At 21.3% G+C, this 26,028-nt stretch carries 22 protein-coding genes and 2 tRNA genes; 14 read left to right on the top strand and 10 right to left on the bottom strand.

Annotated elements, in window-relative coordinates:
* Nucleotides 1-170: 170 nt before the first annotated feature.
* Both sppA and pfkA read left to right on the top strand, forming a co-directional pair.
* Nucleotides 171-2,018 (top strand): signal peptide peptidase SppA, encoded by a 1,848-nt coding sequence (sppA, locus tag ONB71_RS01665; protein ID WP_274360426.1) that lies wholly within the window; start codon nt 171-173, stop codon nt 2,016-2,018.
* A 132-nt stretch (nt 2,019-2,150) separates the two neighbouring features.
* The gene (gene pfkA / locus ONB71_RS01660; RefSeq protein WP_274360425.1) at nt 2,151-3,113 is read left to right on the top strand and encodes a 6-phosphofructokinase; all 963 of its coding nucleotides are present in this window, start codon (nt 2,151-2,153) and stop codon (nt 3,111-3,113) included.
* 25 nt (nt 3,114-3,138) lie between these two features.
* On the opposite strand, the gene pth is transcribed toward pfkA, so the two are convergent.
* Nucleotides 3,139-3,708 (bottom strand): aminoacyl-tRNA hydrolase, encoded by a 570-nt coding sequence (pth, locus tag ONB71_RS01655; protein ID WP_274360424.1) that lies wholly within the window; start codon nt 3,706-3,708, stop codon nt 3,139-3,141.
* A gap of 56 nt (nt 3,709-3,764) precedes the next feature.
* Nucleotides 3,765-4,715 carry a ribose-phosphate pyrophosphokinase gene (locus tag ONB71_RS01650; RefSeq protein ID WP_274360423.1) on the bottom strand — a complete coding sequence of 317 codons (951 nt, stop codon included), beginning with the start codon at nt 4,713-4,715 and terminating at the stop codon, nt 3,765-3,767.
* 337 nt (nt 4,716-5,052) lie between these two features.
* Here ONB71_RS01650 and prfA point away from each other — a divergent pair, with 337 nt between their 5' ends.
* From prfA to ONB71_RS01635, 3 genes are all read left to right on the top strand, one after another.
* Nucleotides 5,053-6,120: a peptide chain release factor 1 gene (prfA, locus tag ONB71_RS01645; RefSeq protein ID WP_274360422.1), complete on the top strand. Its 1,068-nt coding sequence runs from the start codon at nt 5,053-5,055 to the stop codon at nt 6,118-6,120.
* 9 nt (nt 6,121-6,129) lie between these two features.
* The gene (gene prmC / locus ONB71_RS01640; RefSeq protein ID WP_274360421.1) at nt 6,130-6,957 is read left to right on the top strand and encodes a peptide chain release factor N(5)-glutamine methyltransferase; all 828 of its coding nucleotides are present in this window, start codon (nt 6,130-6,132) and stop codon (nt 6,955-6,957) included.
* Between the two features lie 385 nt (nt 6,958-7,342).
* Nucleotides 7,343-8,158, top strand: a complete 816-nt coding sequence (locus ONB71_RS01635) for a transglutaminase family protein (protein ID WP_274360420.1) — start codon at nt 7,343-7,345, stop codon at nt 8,156-8,158.
* Between the two features lie 203 nt (nt 8,159-8,361).
* On the opposite strand, the gene rpoD is transcribed toward ONB71_RS01635, so the two are convergent.
* The 3 genes from rpoD to rpsU form a co-directional block, all read right to left on the bottom strand.
* The gene (gene rpoD, locus ONB71_RS01630) at nt 8,362-10,170 is read right to left on the bottom strand and encodes an RNA polymerase sigma factor RpoD (protein WP_274360419.1); all 1,809 of its coding nucleotides are present in this window, start codon (nt 10,168-10,170) and stop codon (nt 8,362-8,364) included.
* Nucleotides 10,171-10,226: 56 nt separating this feature from the next.
* Nucleotides 10,227-12,017 (bottom strand): DNA primase, encoded by a 1,791-nt coding sequence (gene dnaG, locus ONB71_RS01625; RefSeq protein WP_274360418.1) that lies wholly within the window; start codon nt 12,015-12,017, stop codon nt 10,227-10,229.
* A gap of 70 nt (nt 12,018-12,087) precedes the next feature.
* Nucleotides 12,088-12,303, bottom strand: coding sequence for a 30S ribosomal protein S21 (rpsU, locus tag ONB71_RS01620; RefSeq protein WP_274360417.1), 216 nt, complete (start codon nt 12,301-12,303; stop codon nt 12,088-12,090).
* 135 nt (nt 12,304-12,438) lie between these two features.
* Between rpsU and tsaD the strand changes: the two genes are divergently transcribed.
* The 9 genes from tsaD to ONB71_RS01575 all read left to right on the top strand — a co-directional run bounded on the left by tsaD (nt 12,439) and on the right by ONB71_RS01575 (nt 18,249).
* Entirely contained in the window at nt 12,439-13,443 is a 1,005-nt protein-coding gene (gene tsaD / locus ONB71_RS01615; protein WP_274360416.1) for a tRNA (adenosine(37)-N6)-threonylcarbamoyltransferase complex transferase subunit TsaD, read from the top strand.
* A gap of 204 nt (nt 13,444-13,647) precedes the next feature.
* Nucleotides 13,648-13,720: transfer RNA gene (locus tag ONB71_RS01610), tRNA-Trp, on the top strand.
* Nucleotides 13,721-13,914: 194 nt separating this feature from the next.
* A complete protein-coding gene (locus tag ONB71_RS01605) occupies nt 13,915-14,244 on the top strand; it encodes a thioredoxin family protein (protein ID WP_416053574.1) in 330 nt (109 codons plus the stop codon).
* A gap of 257 nt (nt 14,245-14,501) precedes the next feature.
* Nucleotides 14,502-15,761, top strand: coding sequence for a transcription termination factor Rho (gene rho / locus ONB71_RS01600; protein WP_274360415.1), 1,260 nt, complete (start codon nt 14,502-14,504; stop codon nt 15,759-15,761).
* A 140-nt stretch (nt 15,762-15,901) separates the two neighbouring features.
* Nucleotides 15,902-17,035 (top strand): dTDP-4-amino-4,6-dideoxygalactose transaminase, encoded by a 1,134-nt coding sequence (rffA, locus tag ONB71_RS01595; protein WP_274360414.1) that lies wholly within the window; start codon nt 15,902-15,904, stop codon nt 17,033-17,035.
* Nucleotides 17,036-17,185: 150 nt separating this feature from the next.
* Nucleotides 17,186-17,258: transfer RNA gene (locus ONB71_RS01590), tRNA-His, on the top strand.
* 162 nt (nt 17,259-17,420) lie between these two features.
* Nucleotides 17,421-17,630, top strand: coding sequence for a hypothetical protein (locus ONB71_RS01585; protein ID WP_274360413.1), 210 nt, complete (start codon nt 17,421-17,423; stop codon nt 17,628-17,630).
* A gap of 106 nt (nt 17,631-17,736) precedes the next feature.
* On the top strand, nt 17,737-17,973 hold the full coding sequence (locus ONB71_RS02445) for an inorganic phosphate transporter (RefSeq protein WP_416053573.1): 237 nt from the start codon (nt 17,737-17,739) through the stop codon (nt 17,971-17,973).
* A gap of 18 nt (nt 17,974-17,991) precedes the next feature.
* Nucleotides 17,992-18,249 carry a hypothetical protein gene (locus tag ONB71_RS01575; protein WP_274360411.1) on the top strand — a complete coding sequence of 86 codons (258 nt, stop codon included), beginning with the start codon at nt 17,992-17,994 and terminating at the stop codon, nt 18,247-18,249.
* Between the two features lie 660 nt (nt 18,250-18,909).
* Here ONB71_RS01575 and ONB71_RS01570 read toward each other — a convergent pair.
* The 5 genes from ONB71_RS01570 to tyrS all read right to left on the bottom strand — a co-directional run bounded on the left by ONB71_RS01570 (nt 18,910) and on the right by tyrS (nt 25,730).
* Complete coding sequence (locus ONB71_RS01570; RefSeq protein WP_274360410.1) at nt 18,910-19,914, bottom strand: SurA N-terminal domain-containing protein; 1,005 nt, start codon at nt 19,912-19,914, stop codon at nt 18,910-18,912.
* A 49-nt stretch (nt 19,915-19,963) separates the two neighbouring features.
* On the bottom strand, nt 19,964-22,291 hold the full coding sequence (gene lon / locus ONB71_RS01565) for an endopeptidase La (protein ID WP_274360409.1): 2,328 nt from the start codon (nt 22,289-22,291) through the stop codon (nt 19,964-19,966).
* Between the two features lie 185 nt (nt 22,292-22,476).
* Complete coding sequence (gene clpX, locus ONB71_RS01560; RefSeq protein WP_274360408.1) at nt 22,477-23,697, bottom strand: ATP-dependent Clp protease ATP-binding subunit ClpX; 1,221 nt, start codon at nt 23,695-23,697, stop codon at nt 22,477-22,479.
* Nucleotides 23,698-23,771: 74 nt separating this feature from the next.
* Entirely contained in the window at nt 23,772-24,386 is a 615-nt protein-coding gene (gene clpP, locus ONB71_RS01555; protein ID WP_274360407.1) for an ATP-dependent Clp endopeptidase proteolytic subunit ClpP, read from the bottom strand.
* 63 nt (nt 24,387-24,449) lie between these two features.
* Entirely contained in the window at nt 24,450-25,730 is a 1,281-nt protein-coding gene (gene tyrS, locus ONB71_RS01550) for a tyrosine--tRNA ligase (protein WP_274360406.1), read from the bottom strand.
* Between the last annotated feature and the right edge of the window lie 298 nt (nt 25,731-26,028).

Here is a 26,028-nt window from a genome sequence, read left to right as displayed (position 1 = left end):
AATATAAATTTTTTTATTTAATTTATAATATTTGATTTTTAATGTTTTAATTGTTTTTATTATATTAATGTATTTATGTTAAAATTGAAATTAAATTATCAGATAATAGTTTTAGAATTAAATTTTATTTAATTAAAATTATAAAATAAAAATAGCATTTTGGAGATGATATGTTTGTTTTTTTTATACAAAATATTGTATATTTTGTTAAAAGGTTATTAAAATTTTTATCTTTTATTCGTATTTGTATTTTTAATTTTTTATTTATTTCTATTGTTTTATTAGTATTTATGTTTTTTTTCTATACTAATTTTTTAAATATGTCTAATACTGGTAAGTTTAAAGCGTTAAGAATAAATTTAGTTGGTAATTTAATTGACAAACCTATAAATAGTAATAAATTTAATAAATTTTTTCATATATTTTTGAAAAATAATGATGTTATTTTAAAAGAAAATTCTTTGTTTAATATTGTTAATAGTATTCGTTTAGCTAAAGTAGATTGTTCTATTAAGGGTATTGTTCTTGATTTAAAAGATTTTTTGGGTGCTGATTTATCTTCTTTACATTATTTAGGAAAAGTTTTAATGGAATTTAGATCATCAGGTAAATATATATATGCTTTAGGAGATAATTATACTCAAACACAATATTTTTTAGCTAGTTTTTCGAATAAAATATATTTATCTCCAGAAGGTATCGTGAATTTACATGGTTTTTCTAGTTATAATTTATATTATAAAGATTTTTTAAATAAATTAAAGATTAATACTCATGTTTTTCGTGCTGGTATTTATAAATCAGCAGTTGAACCATTTATGTATAATAATATGAGTATTTCTTCTAAGAAGATATATAATAATTTAATGAATAGTTTATGGAGAAATTATTTGTTAACTATATCTAGAAATAGGCATATTAATGTACATAAGGTATTTCCTAATATAAATGATATGTTATTTAAATTAAAAATAGTAAATGGTGATTATGCAAAATATGCTAAATATTTGGGATTAATAGATGTTATTAAATCTAGGACATTAGTTGAAAAATCTTTTGAAAAAATTTTTGGGATTAACAAAGAAACCAAAACTTATAATTTTATTGATATTTATGATTATTATCCTAAGACTAATAAGTCTAATATTTCTTATAATGTAGCTGTTATTATTATTAATGGAATAATTTCTGATGTTAAGTCCACCCTAGGTGTATCTAATTGTGATTTAATTATTAATCAAATACGTTATGCTAGATTAACAAATAGTATAAAAGCAATAATATTAAGAATTAATAGTCCTGGTGGTAGTGTTTCCGCTTCTGAGAAAATATATAATGAATTATTGACATTGAAGTCCACAGGAAAACCATTAATTATATCAATGGGAGGTATGGCTGCTTCTGGAGGGTATTGGATTACAACTACATCTAATTATATTATTGGTGATAAAAGTACTATTACTGGATCTATTGGTGTTTTTGGTGTTTTAAATACTTTAGATAGATCATTGCATTCTATTGGCATTAATAGTGATGGTGTTTCTACATCTGTATTGTCTGATGTTTCTATTTTTCGTTCTTTACCTGTTAAAGTAAAACAAATTATTCAGTTAAATATATTACATAAATACAATAATTTTATTAAATTGGTTGCATTATCTAGAAATAAAACTTTTTGTCAAATTAATAAAATTGCTAACGGGCGTATTTGGTTAGGTAAAGAAGCGAAGGTTAATGGACTGATTGATGAATTAGGAGATTTTGATAGTGCTGTAGATAAAGCTATAAAATTAGCACATTTAAAGTATGTAAATTTATATTGGTTTAATAATAGTGAAAATGTTTTGTCTTTTATTATTGAACATTTAAATGTTTTTGTTAATAATATTTTTACAAATAGAATAAATAATTCTTTTAGTGTTCAATTTCTTAGTAATTATATTAATAATATTTATTATTTTTTAGAAAAAAAGAATATTATTTATTCTTTTTGTTTTTTTAATGTATGTTTGATTTAATTTTAATTTTTTTTTATTATTAAATTAATATTTTATTAAATATAATTGTCATATATTTTAAATATGATTAATTAAGTTATTTTTGATAATAAAATATTAAAAATTTAATTATTTTATTTTTATGAGGTTTTAATGATAAATAAAATTGCTATATTAACTAGTGGTGGAGATTCTCCAGGAATGAATGCTGCAATAAGAAGTATCGTTTATGCAGCTTTTAAAGCTAAATGTGATATTTTTGGGGTTTATGATGGTTTCTTAGGTTTATATGAGAATCGTATGATTAATTTAAATTTAGATCATGTATCTGATATTATAAGTAAAGGTGGAACTATATTAGGTTCTACTAGATATTCTGGTTTTTTTAATAAAAGTATACGTGAAAAAGCTATAAATAATATGAAAGATGTTGGTATCAATGCTTTGATAGTTATAGGAGGAGATGGTTCTTATGCTGGAGCAATGAGTATATCTAAAATGGGTTTTCCTTGTGTATGTTTGCCAGGAACAATAGATAATGATGTTGCAGGTACTGATTATACTATAGGTTATTTTACGGCTTTAGAAACAATAGTTGAAGCTATAGATAAATTGCGAGATACTTCTATTTCTCATCAACGCATATTTATAGTAGAGGTTATGGGTCGTTATTGTGGTGATTTAACTTTAGCAGCTTCTGTAGCTGGAGGTTGTGAATTTGTTATTTTACCTGAAGTAGATTATTTTCCTGAAGAATTAGTTAATAGGATTAAATTAAGTATAATCAATGGTAGAAAACATGCTATTGTTTTAATAACGGAACATGTTTGTAATATTAATAAATTAGCTGTATTTCTTGGTAATGAAATTAAATGTGAGACTAGAACTACTGTTTTAGGACATATTCAACGTGGTGGTAGTCCTGTTGCTTATGATCGTATTTTAGCTTCTCGTATGGGAGTTTATTCTATTGGATTATTATTGAATGGGCATAGTGGTAAATGTATTGCAATAAAGAATGATGAAATAATACATTATGATATTATTGATACTATAAAGAATATGAAACGTGTTATTAAAACTGATTTATTAGAAATAGTTAAAAATATTTATTAATTATTTTTTTTTATTTGTAAATTATTTATTTATAATTGTGTAATTCATTCATAGCTATTATTATATTTTTTTTTATTAATATTTTTATAGATTTTATTGCTTTTTTTATTGCATTGTTTATTAGTTTTTTTTCTTTTTTTTCAGGTTTGTTTAATACAAATTTATTTATATCATTATTTTTTCCTGGATGTCCTATTCCTATTCTTAATCTATAAAATTTATTATATTTTATTGTTTGTGCTATATGTTTTATTCCGTTATGTCCACAATAATTTATACCTTTTTTAAATTTAGCTATTCCCGGGGTTAAATCTAATTCATCATGTACAATTATTATATTTTTTTTTTTAATTTTATAATATTTTATAAATGGTAATACTGAATTTCCACTTAAATTTATATAAGTATTTGGAATTAATAAATATGTATTTTTTTTATTTATTTTTATTTTACTTATTTTACCTAAAAACATTTTTTTTATTTTAAATTTCTTTTTATATGTTTTAGCTAATTTTTTAACAAAACATGATCCAATATTATGTCTTGTATTTTTATATTTCAAATTATTATTATTTAATCCTACGATAAGTTTCATATATATGATTTATTAAGTTTTATTTAATTTATTTTATTAAAAAATTTTTTTATTTTTTAATATTCAAACATAGCTGATATAGATTCATTATTATTTATTCTTCTTATAGCTTCTGCAAGCATTCCTGATAAAGTTAATGTTCGTATTTTTGATATTTTTTTGATATTTTTATTTAATGGTATAGTATCGCATACTATTATTTCATCTATAGATGAATTTATAATATTTTTTTTTGCATTTCCAGAAAAAATAGGGTGTGTTGCATATGCATATACGTGTTTTGCACCTCTTTTTTTTAATGCATTAGCAGCTTTGCATAATGTACTTCCTGTATCTATCATATCATCTATTAGTATGCAATTTCGTTTGTTTACATCACCTATAACATTCATAACTTGTGATATATTTTTTGATTTTGGTCTTCTTTTATCAATTATTGCCATGTTTGTTTCGTTGAGTAATTTAGCAATTGCTCTAGCACGCATAACTCCACCTATATCTGGTGATACTACTATTGGATTTTCTAAATTTATTTGTAATATATCTTCTATTAAAATAGGACTACCGAATACATTATCTACTGGAATATCAAAAAATCCCTGAATTTGTTCTGCATGTAGATCTACTGTTAATACTCTGTCTACACCGACTATTGATAGAAAATCTGCTACAACTTTTGCTGTTATCGGAACTCTGGCAGATCTAACTCTTCTATCTTGTCTAGCATATCCAAAATATGGTATAACTGCTGTTATTCTTCCTGCAGATGCTCTTCTTAAAGCATCTACAATTACAACTAATTCCATTATATTATCATTGGTAGGAGCACAAGTTGATTGTATAATAAATATATCATCTCCTCTTACATTTTCATTTATTTGTACACTTATTTCTCCATCACTAAAACGACTTACTATTGCGTTTCCTAAAGTTGTATTTAGTCTTTTAGCTATTAGTTGGGCTAATTTAGGTATAGCATTTCCTGAAAATAGTTTCATATTAGGCACAAATAAATCACCTCATATTTTTTTTATTATTGTTATTTTTTTATTTATTTTATTAATTTTATAATTTTTTTTTGTTGATTATATCATGTAAAAATATGTAATTAATAATTTATTGATAAATTTATTTATGAAATATTTAATTTATTTTTTTTTAATATTTTTAATATATGTATAAAATGATTATGGATAAATTTTTTATTTGAGTTAAAAAAACAAATAAATTAATTTTTTAGTTTTATTTGTTTTAATTTTTATTTGATAGTTATATATTTTAATATATAATTTTAATTTAAAATTATTATTTATTATTTTTTAAATTTAAATATAAAATTTATTCATGAAAAATTCTATTATTTCTAAACTAATTGTTATAAAACATCGTTATAAAGAAATTGAAAATGATTTAAATAAAATTAAAATAATAAATAATAAGAATATATATAAAAAATTGTCTAAGGAATATTATAAATTAGGTGAAATAGTAAATTATTTTTTAATTTGGGAAAAGATACAAAAAGATATAAAAGTTATTAAATCATTTTTAAGTGATGATGAAATGTTTGATTTAGCTAAAGAAGAACTTAAAAAAAATTATTCTTATATTAAAATTATTGAAAATAAAATTAAATTATTACTTATTCCCAATTGTCGAGAAGATATATTTAATTGTTTTATTGAAATTAGAGCAGCTACTGGTGGAAATGAAGCGGCTATTTTTGCAAAAGAATTGTTTAAAATGTATTATAAATATGTTGAATTATATAATTGGAATATTAAATTTATTAGTATCTGTAATTCTGATTTAAATGGTTATAAAGAGATAATTTTTAAGGTTATTGGTAAAGGTGCTTATGGTAGATTGAAATTTGAATCTGGAGGACATAGAGTTCAAAGAGTTCCAGCAACTGAATCTCAAGGTAGGATACATACTTCAACTTGTACTGTAGCAGTAATGCCAGAGTCTTCTAATAATGAAATTTTAAAGATTAATTCTAATGATATTAAAGTAGATAGTTATCGGTCTTCTGGTGCTGGAGGACAACATGTGAATACAACAGATTCAGCTGTTAGAGTTACACATTTACCTACTGGTATTACCGTAGAATGTCAAGATGAACGTTCTCAACATAAAAATAAAGCTAAGGCATTATCTGTTTTGTATGCTAGAATTAATGCAATTAAAATTGCTAAATTACGTGCTAATAGAGATGCTACAAGACGTTCTTTATTAGGTACTGGAGATAGATCTGATAGAAATAGAACTTATAATTTTCATCATGGTAGAGTTACTGATCATCGTATTAATTTAACTTTGTATCAATTAAATGAAATTATGTCTGGTAAATTAGATTTGTTGATTGAACCTATATTGCTTAAATATAATTCTGATAAATTTGTTGATTGAATATTATTGATGAAAATTAGTTCATGGTTATCCAGTGTAATACCATTAATATCATATTATAATCCTAAATTTTATGCGGAGATATTTCTTATTTATGTGACTGGTAGATCCAAAAAATGGTTGTTATTGCATGATGATTATTTGTTAAATTCATATCAAATTAAAAGTTTGAAAAAATGTATTGATAGGTTATGTATAGGTGAACCTGTTTGTTATATTGTTAAAGAATGTGAATTTTGGTCTTTATCTTTAATGTTAAATAATTATGTATTTATACCTCGTCCTGAAACTGAAATTTTAGTTGAAAAATTATTAAATATGTTACCAATTAATTATAATGGTAAAATATTAGAGTTAGGTACTGGTTCTGGTGCTATAAGTTTGGCTATAGCTAAAGAAAGACCTTCTAGTAATATTATAGCAATAGATAGTTCTATTAATTCAATTAGATTAGCTAAATATAATTCAATGTTATTAAAGTTAAATAACATTTCTTTTTTTTTAAGTGATTGGTATTTTATATTTGATTCAATTAAATTTGAATATATTATAAGTAATCCTCCTTATTTATCAATTAATGACATTGATTGTAATAATAGTTTGAAGTTTGAACCATATAATGCTTTGTTTTCTAAACATGATGGTATATATGATATAGAATTTATAATTAATAATTCTAGCAAATATTTATATAATAATGGTTGGTTGTTATTAGAACATGGTTATAATCAAAAAAAAATTGTACAAGATATTTTTTATGAAAATAATTTTATAAATATTTTTACTTTTAAAGATTATCATGGTCATGATCGTGTTACTTTAGGTATGAAATATTGATATTTTAAAATTTTTAGTAATTATAAAAAAAAAATTAATTTTATTAATTTATTTAGTTTTTTTAATATTAATTTTTATAATTTATGAAATTCATTTCATTAATTTAAATGCTTTATGTAAATTAATTATTTTTTGTTATAAATATTTTTATTTTATTTGGTTTGTATATACTATAAATATAGTTTTTTATTGTTATAAACAGTATCAGTTAATAAATATTATATTTTAATAAAAATTATTATTTTATAACTATAAATAAAAGAAATAAATTAATTTTTATTTTATTTGTTTTAAAGTATTTTTTATTTTTTTAAAGTATTTTCTTGTATTTGCTATTTTTATTTATAATTGTTATTTTATATAATAGCATTATGGGAGTTGATATATGAAATTTGCGTTTGATTTTGATTTTTCTAAAATATCAATTTGTGAAGCTGTAATAAAAATTTTATGTGTTATTCGTACAGATTGTTTTATTAATGATACTTTTGATAAGTTGAATATTTTAGAAAGTGAAGCTAATATTTATTTTAGTAATTATATTGTAAATAATGAATATGATAAATTAAAAATTTTACTTAAATTATTTTATAAAAAATGGAATTTTCGAAGTGCTGATGGTATATATATACTTTCAGAGGTTTTATTAATAGATAAGGTAATTTTTTCTCGCAAAGGAACAGCTATTTCTTTAGGAATTTTATTATTGCATATCGCGCAGAAATTTTCTATATCATTGAATCCTGTAATTTTTCCCACTCAATTAATTTTAAGATTTGATTTTTCTGATGGGAAAATATTATATATAAATCCTTTTAATGGAGATATTTTGAGTAGACATGTTTTAGAATTATGGTTAAAGGGTAATGTTAGTTTTTTTGCTACTTTACATGATAATTATTTGTCTAAAGCTGATTCTTTTAATGTAATACGAAAAATTTTTAATATTTTAAAAGGAGCGTTAATGGAAGAAAAGAAAATGGAAGAAGCATTAAATATTAGTAATTTATTATTAAAATTAAGCCCAGAAGATCCTTATGAAATAAGGGATAGGGGGTTAATTTATGCTCATTTAGATTGTGGAAATGCAGCATTAAATGATTTGATATATTTTGTAGAACACTGTCCAGAAGATCCTATTAGTGAAATAATTAAAATTCAAATTCATTCTATAGAAAGAAAACATGTTATTTTTCATTAGTTTCATATTATTTTTTAATAAAATAGATTTATATAGGTTTCTTTATTTGAAAATTAATATATAATTTTAATTATGTTTTAATAATTTATTTATTTTTTATTAATTTTATTATAGATTTTTATAACACTGTTATATATTTATTTTTAAAAAGTGTATATTTAGTATAAATAAATTATTAAAATTTTTAATTTGAATTTTATATTTTAATTGTCTAAAAAACTTCTTAATATTTCAGATCTACTTGGATGTCTTAGTTTTCTTAATGCTTTGGCTTCTATTTGACGTATTCTTTCTCTCGTTACATCAAATTGTTTACCTACTTCTTCTAGTGTGTGATCTGTACTCATATCAATTCCAAATCTCATTCTTAATACTTTAGCTTCTCTTTCTGTTAATCCTGAAAGAACGTTGTTTGTTGCAGTTTTTAAGCTTTCTGATGTTGCAGATTCTAATGGTAGTTTAATTGTTTGATCTTCTATAAAATCTCCTAAATGTGAATCTTCATCATCTCCTAATGGAGTTTCCATAGATATAGGTTCTTTTGCTATTTTTAATATTTTTCTGATTTTATCTTCTGGTATCATCATTTTTTCTGATAGTTCTTCTGGTGTGGGTTCTCTACCTATTTCTTGTAATATTATTCTTGATATTCTATTTAATTTATTGATAGTTTCAATCATATGTACTGGTATTCTAATGGTTCTTGCTTGGTCGGCTATAGATCTAGTTATTGCTTGTCTTATCCACCATGTTGCATAAGTAGAAAATTTATATCCTCTACGGTATTCAAATTTATCTACTGCTTTCATTAATCCTATATTACCTTCTTGTATAAGATCTAAAAATTGTAATCCTCTATTTGTATATTTTTTAGCAATGGAAATTACTAATCTTAAATTAGCTTCTATCATTTCTTTTTTTGCTTTTTTTGCTTTGTTTTCTCCTATCAATATTCTTTTATTTATATTTTTAATTTGTTTAATAGTTAAACCGTTTTTTTGTTCAATTTTTAACAATTTTATTTTTATTAAATCTATATCTTTTTTGATATTTTGCAAATTTATTTTTATTTGTTCATTTTTTAGTATTTTTTGATCTAAGAATGTATTATATGATTTATTGTTATCAAATAATTTAATGAAATTGTTTTTTGATATGTTGTATTTTTCTATACATAATTTCATAATTATTTTTTCTTGTTTTTTAATTTTATTTATTGTTTTTTTTGTATTATATATTAAATAATCAAATTGTTTTGTTACTAATTTGAATTTTTTGAATATATTTGACAAATTTTTAATTTGTTTTATTGAATCTTGGTGTTTTCTTCCTTTTTTATTTATTATTTTTTTTGTTATTTTATATTGTTCATATAGTTCTTGAAATTTTTTATTTGCAATCATTGGATTAATTATGTTTTCTTCGTCATTGTTGTTATTTTCATTAAAATTTTTATTTGATTTAATTATTATTTCTTTATCAAAATTATTTGTTATTAAAGTTTTTTTTTCGTCTATAAAACCTATTATTAGTTCAGATAATTTTATTTCACCATTTTTAACTTTTTTGTATTGTGTTAATAAATATTTTATTGTTTCTGGAAATTCTGCTATTGAAATTTGTATTTGATTTATACCTTCTTCTATACGTTTTGCTATATCTATTTCTCCTTCTCTAGTCAAAAGTGAAACCGTCCCCATTTCCCTCATATACATTCTGACAGGATCATTTGTTCTTCCTAGTTCTGATTCTACATTGGATAATACTTTGTTTGTTACTGTAATAACATCTGTGTCGTTGTTATTCTCATTTAGTATTAAATCGTTTGTATTTGGTGTTTCTTCTAAAATTTGAATACCCATATCATTAATTATTTGCATAATATCAGTAATTTGTTCTGTAGTAATAAATTCATCTGTAAGATAATCGTTTACTTCAGAGTAAGTTAAATATCCTTGTTCTTTTCCTTTAGTAACAAGTAATTTTATTTGTAATTGATTATGTTTTATCATATATAATCCGTGTTTTTATTTTAGTTTTTAATATATTATACCGTTGATTATATATTTTATTTATTTAATTTTGTTTTATTATTTATTTTTGCTAAAGTTTTATTTATATTCCATAAAGTGATTTTATTTTTTTTATTTAATCCATCAGTTTTTGCTTTTTTTAATAATGTATTTTGTTGTTTTTGCAATGTAAATTTATAAATTTTCTTTAACCCGTCATCTAAAAAAAGTTGTTGATCTTTTTTTTTTATCATATGATTCCATGTTGAAAGATGATTTATTATTTTATAATATTTATTTCCTCTATACAATTCCAATAGTTGACCTGTATTGATTGTTTTATTTTTTTTACAATATTTTATTAAGTGTATAAATATTTTAATTCCTGGTATTTTTAGTTTTTTTATTTCTTTATTATTTAATTTATTATTTATTAAATTTATTAATTTTGGATTTTGTATTAATAGTGCAATCAATATTTTTATAATATTGTATCTTGTTTTTATTGGTATATCGAATGAATTTAATTTTATTTTTCTGGGGTATAAAATATTAATTTGTTTTTCTAGTTTTGGGTCGTATATTATCCCTTGAATTTTGTTTAATTTTTGTTTTAATAATGTTTTTGTTATTTTACCTGGTATTTTTTTTATGAGTGGTAAAGCTATTACATTTAATTTTACTATTTCATTATAATATTTTTTTTTAATTTTTTTTAATAATTTTTTGAATAAAAATTCTGATAAGGGAATAGAATTTTTGATTATTTTTTTAAATTTTATTACGCCTATTTTACGTATTAAAGAATCTGGATCTTCTCCTTTAGGTAAAATAATAAAACTTATTTGTTTTGTATCTTCTATATACGGCAATGTTAATTTTAGTGTATTCCATGTAGCTTTTTTACCCGCTTCATCTCCATCATAACAGCAAATAATATTATCTGTTATTCTAAACAATGTTTCTATTTGTTCTTTTGATATATGTATTCCTAAAGAAGCTACAGTAAAATTAATCTTATATTTTGTTAATGTAATTACATCTGTATATCCTTCTACTATAATTACTTTTTTAAGTTTTTTATTTTTTTTTTGTATTTCATATAATCCATATAATTGTTTTTTTTTATGGAATATTTTGGTTTCTGGAGAATTTATATATTTTGGTATTTCATTATTTAATGATCTACCTCCAAATCCTACAATATTACCTGTTTTATTTTTTATTGGAAACATTATACGATTTCTAAAGTGGTTATAATATTGTTTTTTTTTGTTTATTATCATCATTCCAGATTCTATGAGTAATTTTTTTTTTTCTTTATTGTAGTTAAAAAAATGTATTAAATCTTTTGATTCTGATGTTGATAAACCTACATTGAATTTTTTAATTATGTTATTATTTAAATCTTTTTCTTTTAAAAATTTTTTCACTAATTCATTTTTTGTATTTTGTAAATTTTTTTGATAGAATATATTTATCGTTTTTAATATTTCATATATTTTTTTTCTTTTTATTATTTTTTTTTGTAAATTGTTATTAAATTTTTTATATGGTATTTTTATATTGCATATAGAAGATAATTCTTCTATACTTTCTATAAAATTTAAGTTATCATGATTCATTAAAAAATCTATAGCATTTCCATGTATACCACACCCAAAACAGTAAAAAAATTGTTTTTCTTTGTTTATTATTAAAGAAGGATAATTTTCTTTGTGAAATGGGCATAATGAGGAATAATTTTTCCCTTTTTGATGAACACCAATTTTATCATTAATTAGTTCAACTATATCTATTTGAAATAATAATTCAGTAATAAATTCTTTTGATATAATTTTATTCATGTTTATTAATTACCAATATAATTATTACATTATTGTTTTAATGAATATAATCTTAATTAAATTGTTTTTTTTAATAAAGTCTGATTCTTTTTGAATTTTCTCTAATTAGTTTTTTCATTGATCTTTTAATTGCCGATGCTTTTGCTCTTTTTCTTTCTGTAGTTGGTTTTTCATAAAATTCACGTTTTCGCATTTCTGCTAGTATTCCAGCCTTTTCACATGAACGTTTAAATCTTCTTAACGCTATATCGAATGGTTCATTTTCACGAATTTTTATTACAGGCATTTTTTTATTTACCTCTTATTTAAAATATATTATATATTTATAGATAATTTCTGTTTATAATAATATACTTTGGTATGAAATATATTTCAAATATTTGTTTTAATTTTATTTTAAAATTTATATTTTATTAATTTTATGTTTATTTTAGGTATTGAAACATCATGTGATGAGACAGCTGTTGCTGTTTATGATAGTAATATAGGTTTGGTATTTGATAAAATTTATAGTCAGATATCATTGCATAGTAAATATGGTGGTGTAGTACCAGAATTAGCTTCTAGAGATCATTTAAGGAAAATAATATCTCTTATTAAAATTTCTTTGTTAGAATATAAGCTATATCTTTCTGATATTGATGTAATAGCTTATACAGCAGGGCCTGGTTTGATTGGTTCTTTATTAGTAGGTGCTACAATTGCTTGTACTTTAGGTTTTGCATTAGATTTACCTGTTATTCCTGTCAATCATTTGGAAGCTCATATACATACACCTATGATGGAAGGTATTATTACTGATTATCCTTTTATTTCTTTAATAGTATCTGGTGGTCATACTCAGTTAATTTATGTTAATAATTTTAGAGATTATAAAATATTAGGTCAATCTGTTGATGATGCTGCTGGAGAAGCTTTTGATAAGGTTGCAAAGTTATTAGGTTTACAATATCCAGGTGGTAAATTATTATCTGATATTGCCAGATATGGTAAACTTAATAAATTTATTTTTCCTAGACCTATGTTAAATAAAGATAATTTAAATTTTAGTTTTTCTGGAATGAAAACTTTTGCTTTAAATATATTGAAGAGTAACAATTATAATACTGAGTTATATGCAGATATAGCTAGAGCTTTTGAAGATGCTATGATTGATGTATTAGTTAATAAATGTATTGGTGCTATTAAGAAAACAGGTTTAAAACGTGTTGTTTTAGTTGGCGGTGTTAGTGCAAATGATATTTTACGTAATAAATTATCCAATTCACTTAAATCGTATAATGGTAAAGCGTTTTATTCAAGTAAAAAATTTTGTACAGATAATGCTGCAATGATTGCTTATACTGGTATGATGTATTTTTTTAATAAAAATATTAATAATAATAAATTAAATATTAAGGTATATTCACGATGGTCATTAGTATAGTGATCAATTATTAAATTTAAATATGCATTTGATATTTTAAATATTATATTGTTTAAAATATTTTTATAATTTTATTTATTTTTAATTTTTATTTGTAAATTATATAGATAAAAGTTAATTTTTATATAATTAATATTAATTTTAAGTATAAATATTTGATTTACTTAAGTATTTGTTTTTAATTTTATTAAATATATTTATTTTAGGGACGTAGTTCAATTGGTAGAGCACTGGTCTCCAAAACCAGTAGTTAAGGGTTCGAATCCCTTCGTCCCTGATCATGATTTAAATATTTTAGTTTATTTTTTTATTTTTTTTTGTTATTATTTTATATTCAGAGTATAGTTAAACATTGTTTAATTTTATTTTATATATTAAATATATTTTTATATATTTCAGATATTATATTCTTATTTATTGTATATAATATTTTTTATATGAATTTTTATTTATTAGTTTGGAGGTTTATTAATGATTTATAATAAGATTATTAAATTGACTGATAACAATTTTAATGATTATATTATTAGTTGTTTGAATTTTATTTTAGTAGATTTTTGGGCTGAATGGTGTTCTCCATGTAAGGCTTTTTCGTTGGTATTAGATAAAATTGTTGACGAATATATAAATTTGGTTATAGCTAAAATAAATGTAGATGATAATTCGCTTGTTGTTAAAAAATATAAGATAAAAAGTATACCAACATCTTTATTATTTAAAAATGGATGTGTTGTAGCAGAAAAAATAGGTTCTTTTTCTCTGCAAGAAATGAAAATATTTTTAGATAAATATTTACTTTAATATTTTGGTTTATTAAAGTAGATAGTATAATTATTTATTTTGTATTATTTTTTTGAGATTTATGTTTGTTTTTTATTTAAATATGTATTATAAGTACAAATTTTATATTTAAAATTTAAAATATAGTTTTTAATATTTTTCTTCATTTAAAATATATTTAAAATATTTCTGAATAAGAGTGTTTTGTTATATTAAATATTATAGATCTGCACATTGTAGTTATTTATAACTTTCTGATTTAATAAGAATTTTTTATTATGAATCTTACCGAATTAAAAAATACTCCTGTATCAGAATTAATTGTAGTTGGTAACAATATAGGATTGGAAAATTTGCCACATATGCGCAAGCAGGATATTATTTTCACAATACTCAGACAACATTCTAAGTCTGGTGAAGATATATTTGGAGATGGTGTATTAGAAATTTTACAAGATGGTTTTGGGTTTTTACGTTCATCTGATAGTTCTTATTTAGCAGGACCTGATGATATATATGTGTCTCCTAGTCAAATACGTCGTTTTAATCTTAGAACTGGAGATAGTATTTTTGGTAAAATACGTCCTCCAAAAGATGGTGAAAGATATTTTGCTTTATTAAAAGTAAATAAAGTTAATTATAATAAACCTGAAAATGCGCGTAGTAAAATTTTATTTGAAAATTTAACGCCTATACATGCTAATTTTAGATTATATATGGAGAGAGGTAATGGTTCAACTGAGGATTTGACAGCACGTGTTTTAGATTTGGTATCACCTATAGGTTTAGGGCAGAGAGGATTAATTGTAGCCCCTCCTAAAGCCGGTAAAACTATGCTTTTACAAAATATAGCTCAAAATATTACATATAATTATTCTAATTATGTATTGATAGTTTTATTAATCGATGAACGTCCAGAAGAAGTTACTGAAATGCAACGTTTAGTTAATGGTGAAGTAGTTGCATCCACTTTTGATGAACCTGCATCTCGACATGTTCATGTTTCTGAAATGATTTTAGAAAAAGCAAAACGTTTAGTTGAACATAAAAAAGATGTAATCATTTTATTAGATTCTATTACTAGGTTGGCCAGAGCTTATAATACAGTTGCTCCTTTATCAGGCAAAGTACTTACTGGTGGTGTTGATGCTAATGCTTTACATAGACCCAAACGTTTTTTTGGTGCTGCTAGAAATATGGAGGAAGGTGGAAGTTTGACAATTATTGCTACTGCATTGATTGATACTGGATCTAAAATGGACGAAGTTATTTACGAAGAATTTAAGGGTACAGGAAATATGGAGTTGCATTTATCACGTAAAATCGCTGAAAAACGTGTTTTTCCAGCTATTGATTATAATCGTTCTGGTACACGTAAAGAAGAATTATTAGTTTCTTCTGATGAATTACAGAAAATGTGGATTTTGCGTAAAATAGTACATCCTATGAATGAAATTGATGCAATGGAATTTTTGATTAATAAATTAGCTATGACTAAAACTAATGATGAGTTTTTTGATATGATGAGAAGATCATAGATTATGATTTTTTTATTTTGATAAAAATCTTATTTTTTATAAATATTTTTTATATTTTAAATATGTTATATTTTTAAAAAAAAATAAAGTTTATTTTTTTATTTAATTTATAATGATTGTATTATCTATAGGGCTTATATATGATTTTGTTAAATATTCCACCTATATTTGGAACTGAAATTAAATATGTCAATTCTGCTATACTTGATATTAAATTTAATAATAATAATAAGTTTATACAATTATGTGAAAATTGGTTTGAAAGTAAGTTTAATTTTAAAAAAGTGTTTTTAACTACTTCATGTACTTCTTCTTTAGAGATGGCAGCTTTGTTAATTAATGTCCAATCTGGAGATGAAATTATAATGTCTAGTTATACATTTGTTTCCACGGCTAATGCATTTGTATTGAGAGGGGCTGTAATAGTATTTGTTGATATTCGACCAGATACTTTAAATATTAATGAAAATCTTATTGAACAAGCTATTACCAAAAAAACTAAAGCAATAGTTGCTGTTCATTATGCTGGAGTTAGTTGTGATATGGATTTAATTATGTCTGTGGCTATAAAGTATAATTTATATGTTATAGAAGATGCTGCACAAGGAATGATGTCTAAATATAAAAATGTATATTTAGGTGGTATAGGTCATATTGGTTGTTTTAGTTTTCATAAAACTAAAAATTACACTTCTGGTGGTGAAGGTGGAGCTATAGTAATTAATGATGATTTATTAATAAAAAGATCTTATATTATATATGAAGAAGGTACTAATCGTTCAATTGTTAATTCAAATCAGATAAATAATTATATGTGGTATGGGGTTGGATCACATTATTTTATGTCAAATTTACAAGCTGCATATTTATGGGCTCAATTAAAGGCATCAAAATATATTTATAATTATCGTATGAATTTATGGAATAATTATTTTAGTGAATTATTTTATCTAAGTGAAAATAAAAAATTAGAATTACCTAATATTCCAAAATATTGCAAACATAATGCACATATTTTTTATTTAAAAATGAAAAATAGAAATAAATGTTATTCTTTAGTGAATTGGTTAATGAAATATAAAATTATTGTTTCTTTTCATTATGTTCCTTTACATACATCTCCAGTCGCTAAAAGATTTAGTCGTTTTGTAAATAGTGATGTTTATACTACAGTTGAAAGTGAAAGATTAATACGTATTCCAATATATTATAATTTAACTATTGATGATCAAAATATTATAATTAAATATTTAAAAAAATTTTTTATTAAATAATTATTAATTAAAGATTGTTATTTTAAATAATTTCATTTGCGATCTTAGCTTAATTTGGTAAAAATTGTCTTTAGAAATAGAAGGTTAAGGTTTAATTATTGTTGAGTTTTTTGATTAAATATTATTTTTTAAAAGTAATAATAATTATTGGTGACTATAGCTCAAATGGTAGAGTACTGGATTGTGGATCCGGTGGTTATGGGTTCGATCCCCATTAGTCACCCAAATATTTTTTAACTAAAATGGTTAAATATTGTAGTAGTATTAGTTTTAATAATTAATTTTTTATTTTTTAGGTATGGTTTTTAAAATTATTTTTTTATTTTTTTTTATTTTGTATTATTATTTAATGTTTTAATAAGTATAAATTTATTTTGGTTTTTTTATGTTTGAACAATGTTTTATTTATAATATACAAAATATTTTAGTTTTTTTTATTGCATTAATATTTGTATTGTTTTATGAAATTATTAATAGTTTTCATGATACGGCTAATTCTGTTGTTAAATTAATTTATACTAAAACTATGAAGGTTAAATCTTCTATAATTTTATCTAGTATATTTAATTTTTTTGGTGTTTTATTGGGTTGTTAAACAGTTGTTTATTCTGTAATTCATTTATTTCCAATAAATTTATTAATAGATATTATTTCTATAAATAGTTTGAGAGTAGTTTTTTTTTTTATTATCTTCAATTATATTGGATCTTATTACTTGGTATTTTGGTTTTTCTTTGTCTAGCTCATATGTTTTAATTGGATTTATTATTGGTATTAATTTGATATATTGTTTTATTAATAACATTTCAATTTTTAATATATTGCATACTAATGATATTATTAATATTTTATTATTTTTATTTTTTTCTCCTATTATTGGTTTATTTTTATCAGGTATTATCAATATATTATTGCGTAAATTTTTAAGTAATAATTAAAGATATTTATGTATACATATGACTACTCTTGATTATTATAAAAAATTTGGTATAGAAAAACCACCTTTTTGGATTAGATTATTTATCATTTTTTTTTCTATAAGTGTTAGTTATGATCATGGATCTAATGGTGGACAAAAAGATATAGGTTTAATTATGTTAATATTAATTTGTATAATGCCAGGTTGTTTTGTTTTAAATTTTAATTTTTCTTGTTGTAAAATAGTGTATACAAAGAATGCTGTAAATAATTTTAAAAGTTTTTATGAAAAATAATAATAAACAAAATTAAGAATTATTCATTTATCTAATCTTTACACTATTGATGTTAATAATGTTTTTTTATTAAAAGAAAATTTTCATGATAACTTAAATATTTCTAATGTTATTAGTTTTATTCAATTATTATTATTTAATATATTAGATTATAAGAGTTTAAGTGTTGTTCAATTAATTAATTTAAGATTTTTGTTGATACATGTATCTGATTATATTAATCAAATATTGAATTATTCAGATACAAGTTATACTGATAAACAATTGTTAAATATTATTAATAATAATATTTTATATATTATTGAATATGCTCCTATTTGGATTTTTTTTTTGTTGCCATTGCACTTTATTTTAGTACTATATTGGGATGGAAAAGAATAACATTAACTATTGGAAAAAAAATAGGTCGTAAAAATATTACTTATTCTTAAAGTATATCTTTTCAAATTACATCTTTTTTTGTTATTGTTATTTACAGTTATACAGGAATACCCAGTATCTACAATACATATCATTTCTTCTTCTATAGTGAGTTTTATGTTATTTGATAAAGTTAGTTTATAATTGTGGTATTGTAAAGAATATTTTTTTAATTTGTATATTAACTTTGCCTACATCAATTTTATTTTCTATTTATTTTTTTAAAATATAAATATATATTTATTTGATATTTTTATTATATTTAATGTTTGCATGATTTGTTAAATTTGACATGATATATTCTATTTCCATTTGTTTATTATATTCTTTAAAATCATTTATTTTTATATTTCTTATGTCTATATTGTCATAGTATACTTTTATTAACTTTATTAGTAGTAAAATATTTTTATTATTTTTACATTTACTTAAATAATATATTGGTTTATTGTTTATAGGTGTTTGTAAATTGAATATTATTTTATTTATATTTTTATCATTTTTTTTTGATAATGTTAATATTTTTTTTTTATTAAATTTTATTTTTAATTTATTTAAGTTTATGTATATGCCTTTATTTAGTTTATTAATTGTTTGTAATATTTGTTTTTTTATTTCAATTTTGTTTTTATATTTATAATTTTTTAAATTTATTTTTGCTATTTGTACAATACGTTTTTGATTTAGTAAATTTGTTAATATTTTTATTTCTTTATTTAAGATAAAATTTGAATTTTTTATATTTTCTATTATTTCTTTTATTAATATTTTATCTTTTAATATTTTTATGTATTGATTTACTGTTAAATTTATTTTTTTTAAAATTATTAAGTATTTATTATTATTAAATAAACCATTTATTTTGAATGATTCATCATTCAAAATAAAATTTTTTATTTTGTCATCTGTTATTTTAAAATTTAATTTTTTTGTATATTGTTTTAATAATATTTCATTGATAAATTGTTCTATTATATTTGTTTGTATTTTATTTATGAAATTTTTATCTTTTTTTAATTTTAAAAATTTATTACCATATATTATTTTTTGTTGATTAATTTCATATTTATATTTATTTATAAGTTTTATGAAAGTTACTTTTTCCTTATTTATTTTTATTATATAATCATTATTAATTTTAATAATATGATTGCTAATACTAGTAAATATTATTGATGTAATTATAATAAGTAAGATTACTTTTAGTATTATTTTTCCATGTTTTTTTTTAAATTTTTTTATCATTTTGTTTAGTTTTTTTTAATTAATTAGAAGTATTATTTTATGATTATGTTTATATTTTATTTTCTAATGCTAGATCTAATACTTCTTCTATATTTTTTACTGCATGGATTTTTAGTGCTGAAGTGATATTTTTAGGTATTTCTTCTAAATCACGTTTGTTTTCATAAGGTATTATTACTATTTTTACTCCTCCTCTGTGTGCTGCTAATAATTTTTCTTTTAATCCTCCGATTGATAATACTAATCCGTGTAATGTTATTTCTCCTGTCATTGCTATATTAGGACGTATTGCTTTTTTTGTTAAACAAGATATTAATGCTGTGCTCATAGCTATTCCAGCACTTGGTCCATCCTTAGGTATTGCTCCTTCTGGTACATGTACATGTATATCACAATTTTCGTAAAAGTTTTTATTAATATAAAATTTATCTGTTCTAGCTCTAACTACAGTCATTGCTGTTTGAATGGATTCTTGCATTACGTCACCTAATGAACCTGTATAGGTTAGTTTTCCTTTACCAGGCACACATTCAGTTTCAATAGTTAATAGTTCACCTCCTACTTCTGTCCATGCTAATCCTGTCACTCTGCCTATTTTATTAATTTTATCAATTTTATTTGAATAAAATTTTTGTATACCTAAGTATTTTTTTAAATTTTTATTATTGATTTTTATTTTTTTAATTGATTTATTCATAAATAAAGTTTTTACTGTTTTTCTACAGATTTTAGATAGTTCTTTTTCTAAATTTCTTACTCCAGCTTCACGTGTATAATGTCTTATAATATTTATTATTGTTTTTTCATTTAGATATAATTCATCATTTTTTAATGCATTTCTTTCGATTTGTTTTGGTAATAGATATTTTTTTACAATATTTAATTTTTCATCTTCAGTGTAACCTGATAGTTTAATTATTTCCATTCTATCAATTAGTGGTGCTGGTATATTCATTGAATTAGAAGTTGCTATGAACATTACATCAGAAAAATCATAATCAACTTCTAAATAGTGATCGTTAAATGTTGTATTTTGTTCTGGATCTAATACTTCCAATAATGCTGATGCAGGATCACCTCTTATATCTGAAGAAATTTTATCTATTTCATCAAGTAAAAATAATGGATTTTTTACTCCAATTTTAGTCATTTTTTGTATTAATTTACCTGGCATGGATCCTATATATGTACGTCTATGTCCTCTTATTTCTGCTTCATCTCTCATCCCTCCTAGAGACATTCTTAAATATTTTCTTCCTGTTGCCCTAGCTATTGATTCACCTAATGATGTTTTTCCAACCCCTGGTGGTCCAACTAGACATAGAATAGGACCCTTTATTTTTTTTGTTCTAGCTTGTACAGCTAAATATTCAATTATTCTTTCTTTTACATTTTCTAAACCAAAGTGATCCATGTCTAACATATGTTTTGCTTTTTTCAAATCTTTTTTTATTTTTGATCTTGTATGCCAGGGTACTTGTATCATCCAGTCTATATATCCTCTTACCACTGTTGCTTCTGCTGACATAGGTGACATCATTTTTAATTTTTTTAATTCTGATTGGGTTTTTTTTTGTATTTCTTTGGGCATTTTTGCTGAATTTATTTTTTTTCTTAAATTTTTATATTCATCATTTATATTTTCTATATCACCTAATTCTTTTTGTATTGCTTTTATTTGTTCATTTAAATAGTATTCTCTTTGACTTTTTTCCATTTGTTTTTTAACTCTATTTCTTATTCTTTTTTCTACTTGTAAAAGATCTATTTCTGATTCCATTATGGTCATAAGATGTTCTAATCTTTTACTTATATCAAATGTTTCTAAGATTGTTTGTTTATCTTTTATTTTCATTGACATATGAGCAGCTATGGTATCAGCTAGTTTCGCTGCATCTTCTATTTTATTAATTGTTGATAATACTTCAGTTGGTATTTTTTTATTTAATTTGATGTAATATTCAAATTGATTTATTGTTGTTCTAATTAATATTTCTTGTTCACGTTTTTTTATTATAGGTGATTGTATATAATTTATGTATGCTAGAAAATGATTTTCGTTTTCAATAAAATTATTTATTTTTGCTCTTTGTAATCCTTCTATTAATACTTTTACTGTACCATCAGGTAATTTTAACATTTGTAAAATTTTTGATATTGTTCCTATAGAAAATAGGTTTTTTATTTTAGGTTTTTCTATAGATGCTTCTTTTTGTGCAACTAATATTATTTTTTTATCTGTTTGCATCGCTGTTTCTAAACAGTTAATTGATTTTTTTCTACCCACAAATAATGGAATAACCATATGAGGGTAAACTACTACATCACGTAACGGTAAAGCAGGAATTTTAATATTTTCAGAATGCTCGATATTCATAGAGCTCTCTCTTTAATTTAATTTTAGGTAGGAAATGGAAACTGTATAAATAATACTAGTAATAAATATATATTTCAAGCTTTAAGCATATTGTAATATAGAGGTTTATTTATGATAATTAGTACCTATTATATTAGAATTTTTTTATTTTATTAAATAAAACACATTTTTTTATTTATGGTATTTTAATTTTTATATATTATAATTGGTTTAGATTTTTTATCAACTGTTGAACTATTAATTATGATTTTTTTTATTCCTTTTATTGATGGAATATTATACATACTATCTAATAATATATCTTCCATAATTGATCTTAGTCCTCTTGCTCCTGTTCCTTTTAATAAGGCTTTTTTTGCTATTTTATTTAATGCTTTTTTATGAAATTCTAGAGTTATTCCTTCCATACTAAATAATTCTATGTATTGTTTTGTTAATGAATTTTTTGGTATATTTAATATTTTTATTAAAGCTTTTTTATTTAGTTGTTTTAATGTTGTTATTATTGTTAGTCTACCAATAAATTCAGGTATGATACCGTACTTTATTAAATCTTCTGGTTCTACTTTATTTATTATGTTTTTTGTTTGATCTTTTTTATTTTTTTTTCTTCTATTAAATCCTATTAAATTTTTTTTTTCAATTCTATTTAAAATAATTTTTTCTAATCCATTAAATACTCCTCCGCAAATGAATAAAATTTTTGAAGTATCTATTTGTAAAAACTCTTGTTGTGGATGTTTTCTTCCTCCATATGGAGGTATTGATGCTATTGTACCTTCAATTAATTTTAACAATGCTTGTTGTACACCTTCTCCAGATACATCTCTTGTTATTGAAGGATTATCTGTTTTTTTTGATATTTTATCTATTTCATCTATATAAATTATTCCATTTTGTGCTTTTTTTATATTGTAATTACATTTTTGTAATAATTTTTGTATTATATTTTCTACATCTTCTCCAACGTAACCCGCTTCTGTTAATGTTGTTGCATCTGCTATACTAAATGGTACATTTAACATTTGTGCTAATGTTTCTGCTAATAAGGTTTTTCCACTTCCTGTTGGGCCAATTAATAAAATGTTACTTTTACCAAATTTAGAATTATTGTATTTGAATTTTTTATAATGATTATATACTGCTACAGCTAAAATTTTTTTAGTTTTATCTTGATCAATAACATATTCATCTAATTGTTTTTTTATATTTTTTGGTGTTGGTATATTTTTATATTTTTTGATTATTTCTTTTGATTCATTTTCGATAATATTATTACATATTTTTATACATTCATTGCAAATATGTGCTGATGATCCAGCTATTAGTTTTTGTACTTCATTTTGATTTTTTTTACAGAAAGAACAAAATAATAATTTATTTAAGGTATTATTATTTTCTGTCATTTTTTTTGTCCTAATTTTGTAAGTTTTAATATTTTCATTACAATAATTTTGATTATCTATAAATATTTTATTAATTAATCATTTGTTTTTATTAAAATTTTATCAATAATACCATAATTTATTGCTTCTTTAGTAGTAAAAAAATAATCTCTTTCTGTATCATTTTTTATTTTTTCTATTGTTTTTCCTGTATTTTTAGCTAATATTTTATTTATTTTATTTTTTATTTTTACTATATTTCTAGTATGTATTTCTATATCAGTTACTTGTCCTTTATACGAGCTTAATGGTTGATGTATCATTATTGTAGAATTAGGCAAGGAAAATCTTTTATTTTTTTTACCTGATGATAATAAAAATGCTCCCATAGAACATGCTTGTCCTATACATATTGTATTTATATCTGGTTTAATAAAATTTATTGTATCATATATTGATAATCCTGATGTTATATTACCTCCAGGCGAATTAATATATAAGTATATATCTTTTTTTGGATTTTCGGCTTCTAAAAATAACATTTGTGCAATAGTTAGATTTGATAATTCGTCATTTATTATACCATTTATAAATATTATTCTTTCTTTTAATAAACGGGAATATATGTCATAAAATCTTTCTCTGTTATTACAATTTTCTATTACCATTGGAACAATAGTATTGTTAATTTTGTTATTTTTAATTTCCATTTTTATTTTTTATTGATTATTAAATTTTTAACTATTTTATTTTTTATTTAAGTTAATTTTTATTTATTGCCATATTATCATAAAATGTTTTTTTTTTCCTTTTTTTATAATTGTATATTGATTAAATAATTTTTCTGATTCGTTTATTTTATGTTCTGTGTTTTTTTGTTTTTTATTATTTATCATTATTGCATTAGATATTATTATTTTTCTTGCTTGTGTTTTTGATTTGCTTAATTTTGTTTTAATTAAAATTTTTGTTAAATTTATATTTTCGTTATTTTTAATTTTTATATATGGTATACCACCTTTTTTTAATTCTTTAAGGTCTTTTTCTGTTATATTTTTTATTTTTTTATGAAATAATATTTTTGTTATATTTTCAGCTGTTTTTGTATTTTGTTTTCCATGAATCATTGTGGTTATTTTTTTTGCTAAAATTAATTGTCCCATATTTTTTTTTTCATTTTTATTTTTTTTTTTTATTAATAATTTTATTTTTGATATTTTCATAAATGTAAATATTTTTAAAAGATTATATATTTCTTTATCATTTATGTTCATCCAAAATTGATAGAATTTGTAAGGACTAGTTTTTTTTTCATCTAACCAAATATTTTGTTTTTTACTTTTTCCAAATTTTTCTCCATTAGATTTGGTTAGTAATGGTACTGTTAATGCAAATGTTTTTTTTTTGTTTATTTTTTTTATTAATTCTATACCTGAAATCATATTTCCCCATTGATCCGCGCCTCCTATTTGTAATATTACATTGTGTTTTTTATTTAGTTTATAAAAGTCATAACTTTGTAATAAATTATATGAAAATTCAGTAAAAGATATTCCATGTTTTATGTTTTTTATTCTTTTTTTAATGAAATCTTTATTTATCATATTATTTATAGAAAAATGTTTTCCTACTTTAATAAGAAAATTTATTATTTTTTTATTTTTAAACCAAGTGTAATTATTAATTATATTGAGATTTTTATTATTTATTTCATTTTTTAAAATTTTATTTATTTGTATTTTTAGTTTTTTTGTATATTGATTTGTTTGTTTTTTAGATATTTTTTTTCTTTCTTTTTTTTTTAATGTAGGGTCTCCAATTAGACTTGTTGCTCCTCCAATGATAATTATTGGTGTATGTCCGTATTTTTGAAAATGTTTCAAGCAAATTATAGGTATTAGATGACCTAAGTGCAAACTTTCTGCTGTAGGATCAAAACCACAGTATAATTTAATATTTTTATTTTTTATTTTTTTTATTAATTGTTTTTCATTAGTTATATTTTTTATTAATCCTCTTTTTTTTAGTTTTTTAATGAGATTTATATTTTTCATATGTTAAATTTATTTTATTTTTTAATTTTATTTTGAAAATATATTTTTTGAATTATATTTTTAATATTTAATATATTTATTGATTTTTTTAATATCAGTAATCATTATTTTATTTTTTATATTTATCTGTTATTAAAAAATATAGAATAATTTTAATTAATTAAAATTATTATTTTTAATTATATGTTTTTTATTTAAAGTTTTTTTATTTGTACAAGTATCTATTATTACATTAATTTATTATAAATAAGTTTATCATATGTATCATTTTTTTTCTAAAAAATGATAAGATAATTTA

The organism is Candidatus Purcelliella pentastirinorum, from assembly GCF_028748785.1.
GTDB lineage: Bacteria > Pseudomonadota > Gammaproteobacteria > Enterobacterales > Enterobacteriaceae > Purcelliella > Purcelliella pentastirinorum_A.
This window is presented reverse-complemented; position numbering and strand designations above follow the sequence as displayed.

Coding starts and splice junctions, on each gene's coding strand:
- ONB71_RS01570 (WP_274360410.1), bottom strand. CDS start 19,914: ATGATAAAAAAATTTAAAAAAAAACATGGAAAAATAATACTAAAAGTA.
- rpsU (WP_274360417.1), bottom strand. CDS start 12,303: ATGCCTGTAATAAAAATTCGTGAAAATGAACCATTCGATATAGCGTTA.
- rpoD (WP_274360419.1), bottom strand. CDS start 10,170: ATGATAAAACATAATCAATTACAAATAAAATTACTTGTTACTAAAGGA.
- tyrS (WP_274360406.1), bottom strand. CDS start 25,730: ATGAAAAATATAAATCTCATTAAAAAACTAAAAAAAAGAGGATTAATA.
- ONB71_RS01585 (WP_274360413.1), top strand. CDS start 17,421: ATGTTTGAACAATGTTTTATTTATAATATACAAAATATTTTAGTTTTT.
- lon (WP_274360409.1), bottom strand. CDS start 22,291: ATGAATATCGAGCATTCTGAAAATATTAAAATTCCTGCTTTACCGTTA.
- prmC (WP_274360421.1), top strand. CDS start 6,130: ATGAAAATTAGTTCATGGTTATCCAGTGTAATACCATTAATATCATAT.
- ONB71_RS01575 (WP_274360411.1), top strand. CDS start 17,992: ATGACTACTCTTGATTATTATAAAAAATTTGGTATAGAAAAACCACCT.
- ONB71_RS01605 (WP_416053574.1), top strand. CDS start 13,915: ATGATTTATAATAAGATTATTAAATTGACTGATAACAATTTTAATGAT.
- rffA (WP_274360414.1), top strand. CDS start 15,902: ATGATTTTGTTAAATATTCCACCTATATTTGGAACTGAAATTAAATAT.
- pth (WP_274360424.1), bottom strand. CDS start 3,708: ATGAAACTTATCGTAGGATTAAATAATAATAATTTGAAATATAAAAAT.
- clpP (WP_274360407.1), bottom strand. CDS start 24,386: ATGGAAATTAAAAATAACAAAATTAACAATACTATTGTTCCAATGGTA.
- tsaD (WP_274360416.1), top strand. CDS start 12,439: ATGTTTATTTTAGGTATTGAAACATCATGTGATGAGACAGCTGTTGCT.
- ONB71_RS01635 (WP_274360420.1), top strand. CDS start 7,343: ATGAAATTTGCGTTTGATTTTGATTTTTCTAAAATATCAATTTGTGAA.
- prfA (WP_274360422.1), top strand. CDS start 5,053: ATGAAAAATTCTATTATTTCTAAACTAATTGTTATAAAACATCGTTAT.
- pfkA (WP_274360425.1), top strand. CDS start 2,151: ATGATAAATAAAATTGCTATATTAACTAGTGGTGGAGATTCTCCAGGA.
- clpX (WP_274360408.1), bottom strand. CDS start 23,697: ATGACAGAAAATAATAATACCTTAAATAAATTATTATTTTGTTCTTTC.
- dnaG (WP_274360418.1), bottom strand. CDS start 12,017: ATGAATAAAATTATATCAAAAGAATTTATTACTGAATTATTATTTCAA.
- rho (WP_274360415.1), top strand. CDS start 14,502: ATGAATCTTACCGAATTAAAAAATACTCCTGTATCAGAATTAATTGTA.
- sppA (WP_274360426.1), top strand. CDS start 171: ATGTTTGTTTTTTTTATACAAAATATTGTATATTTTGTTAAAAGGTTA.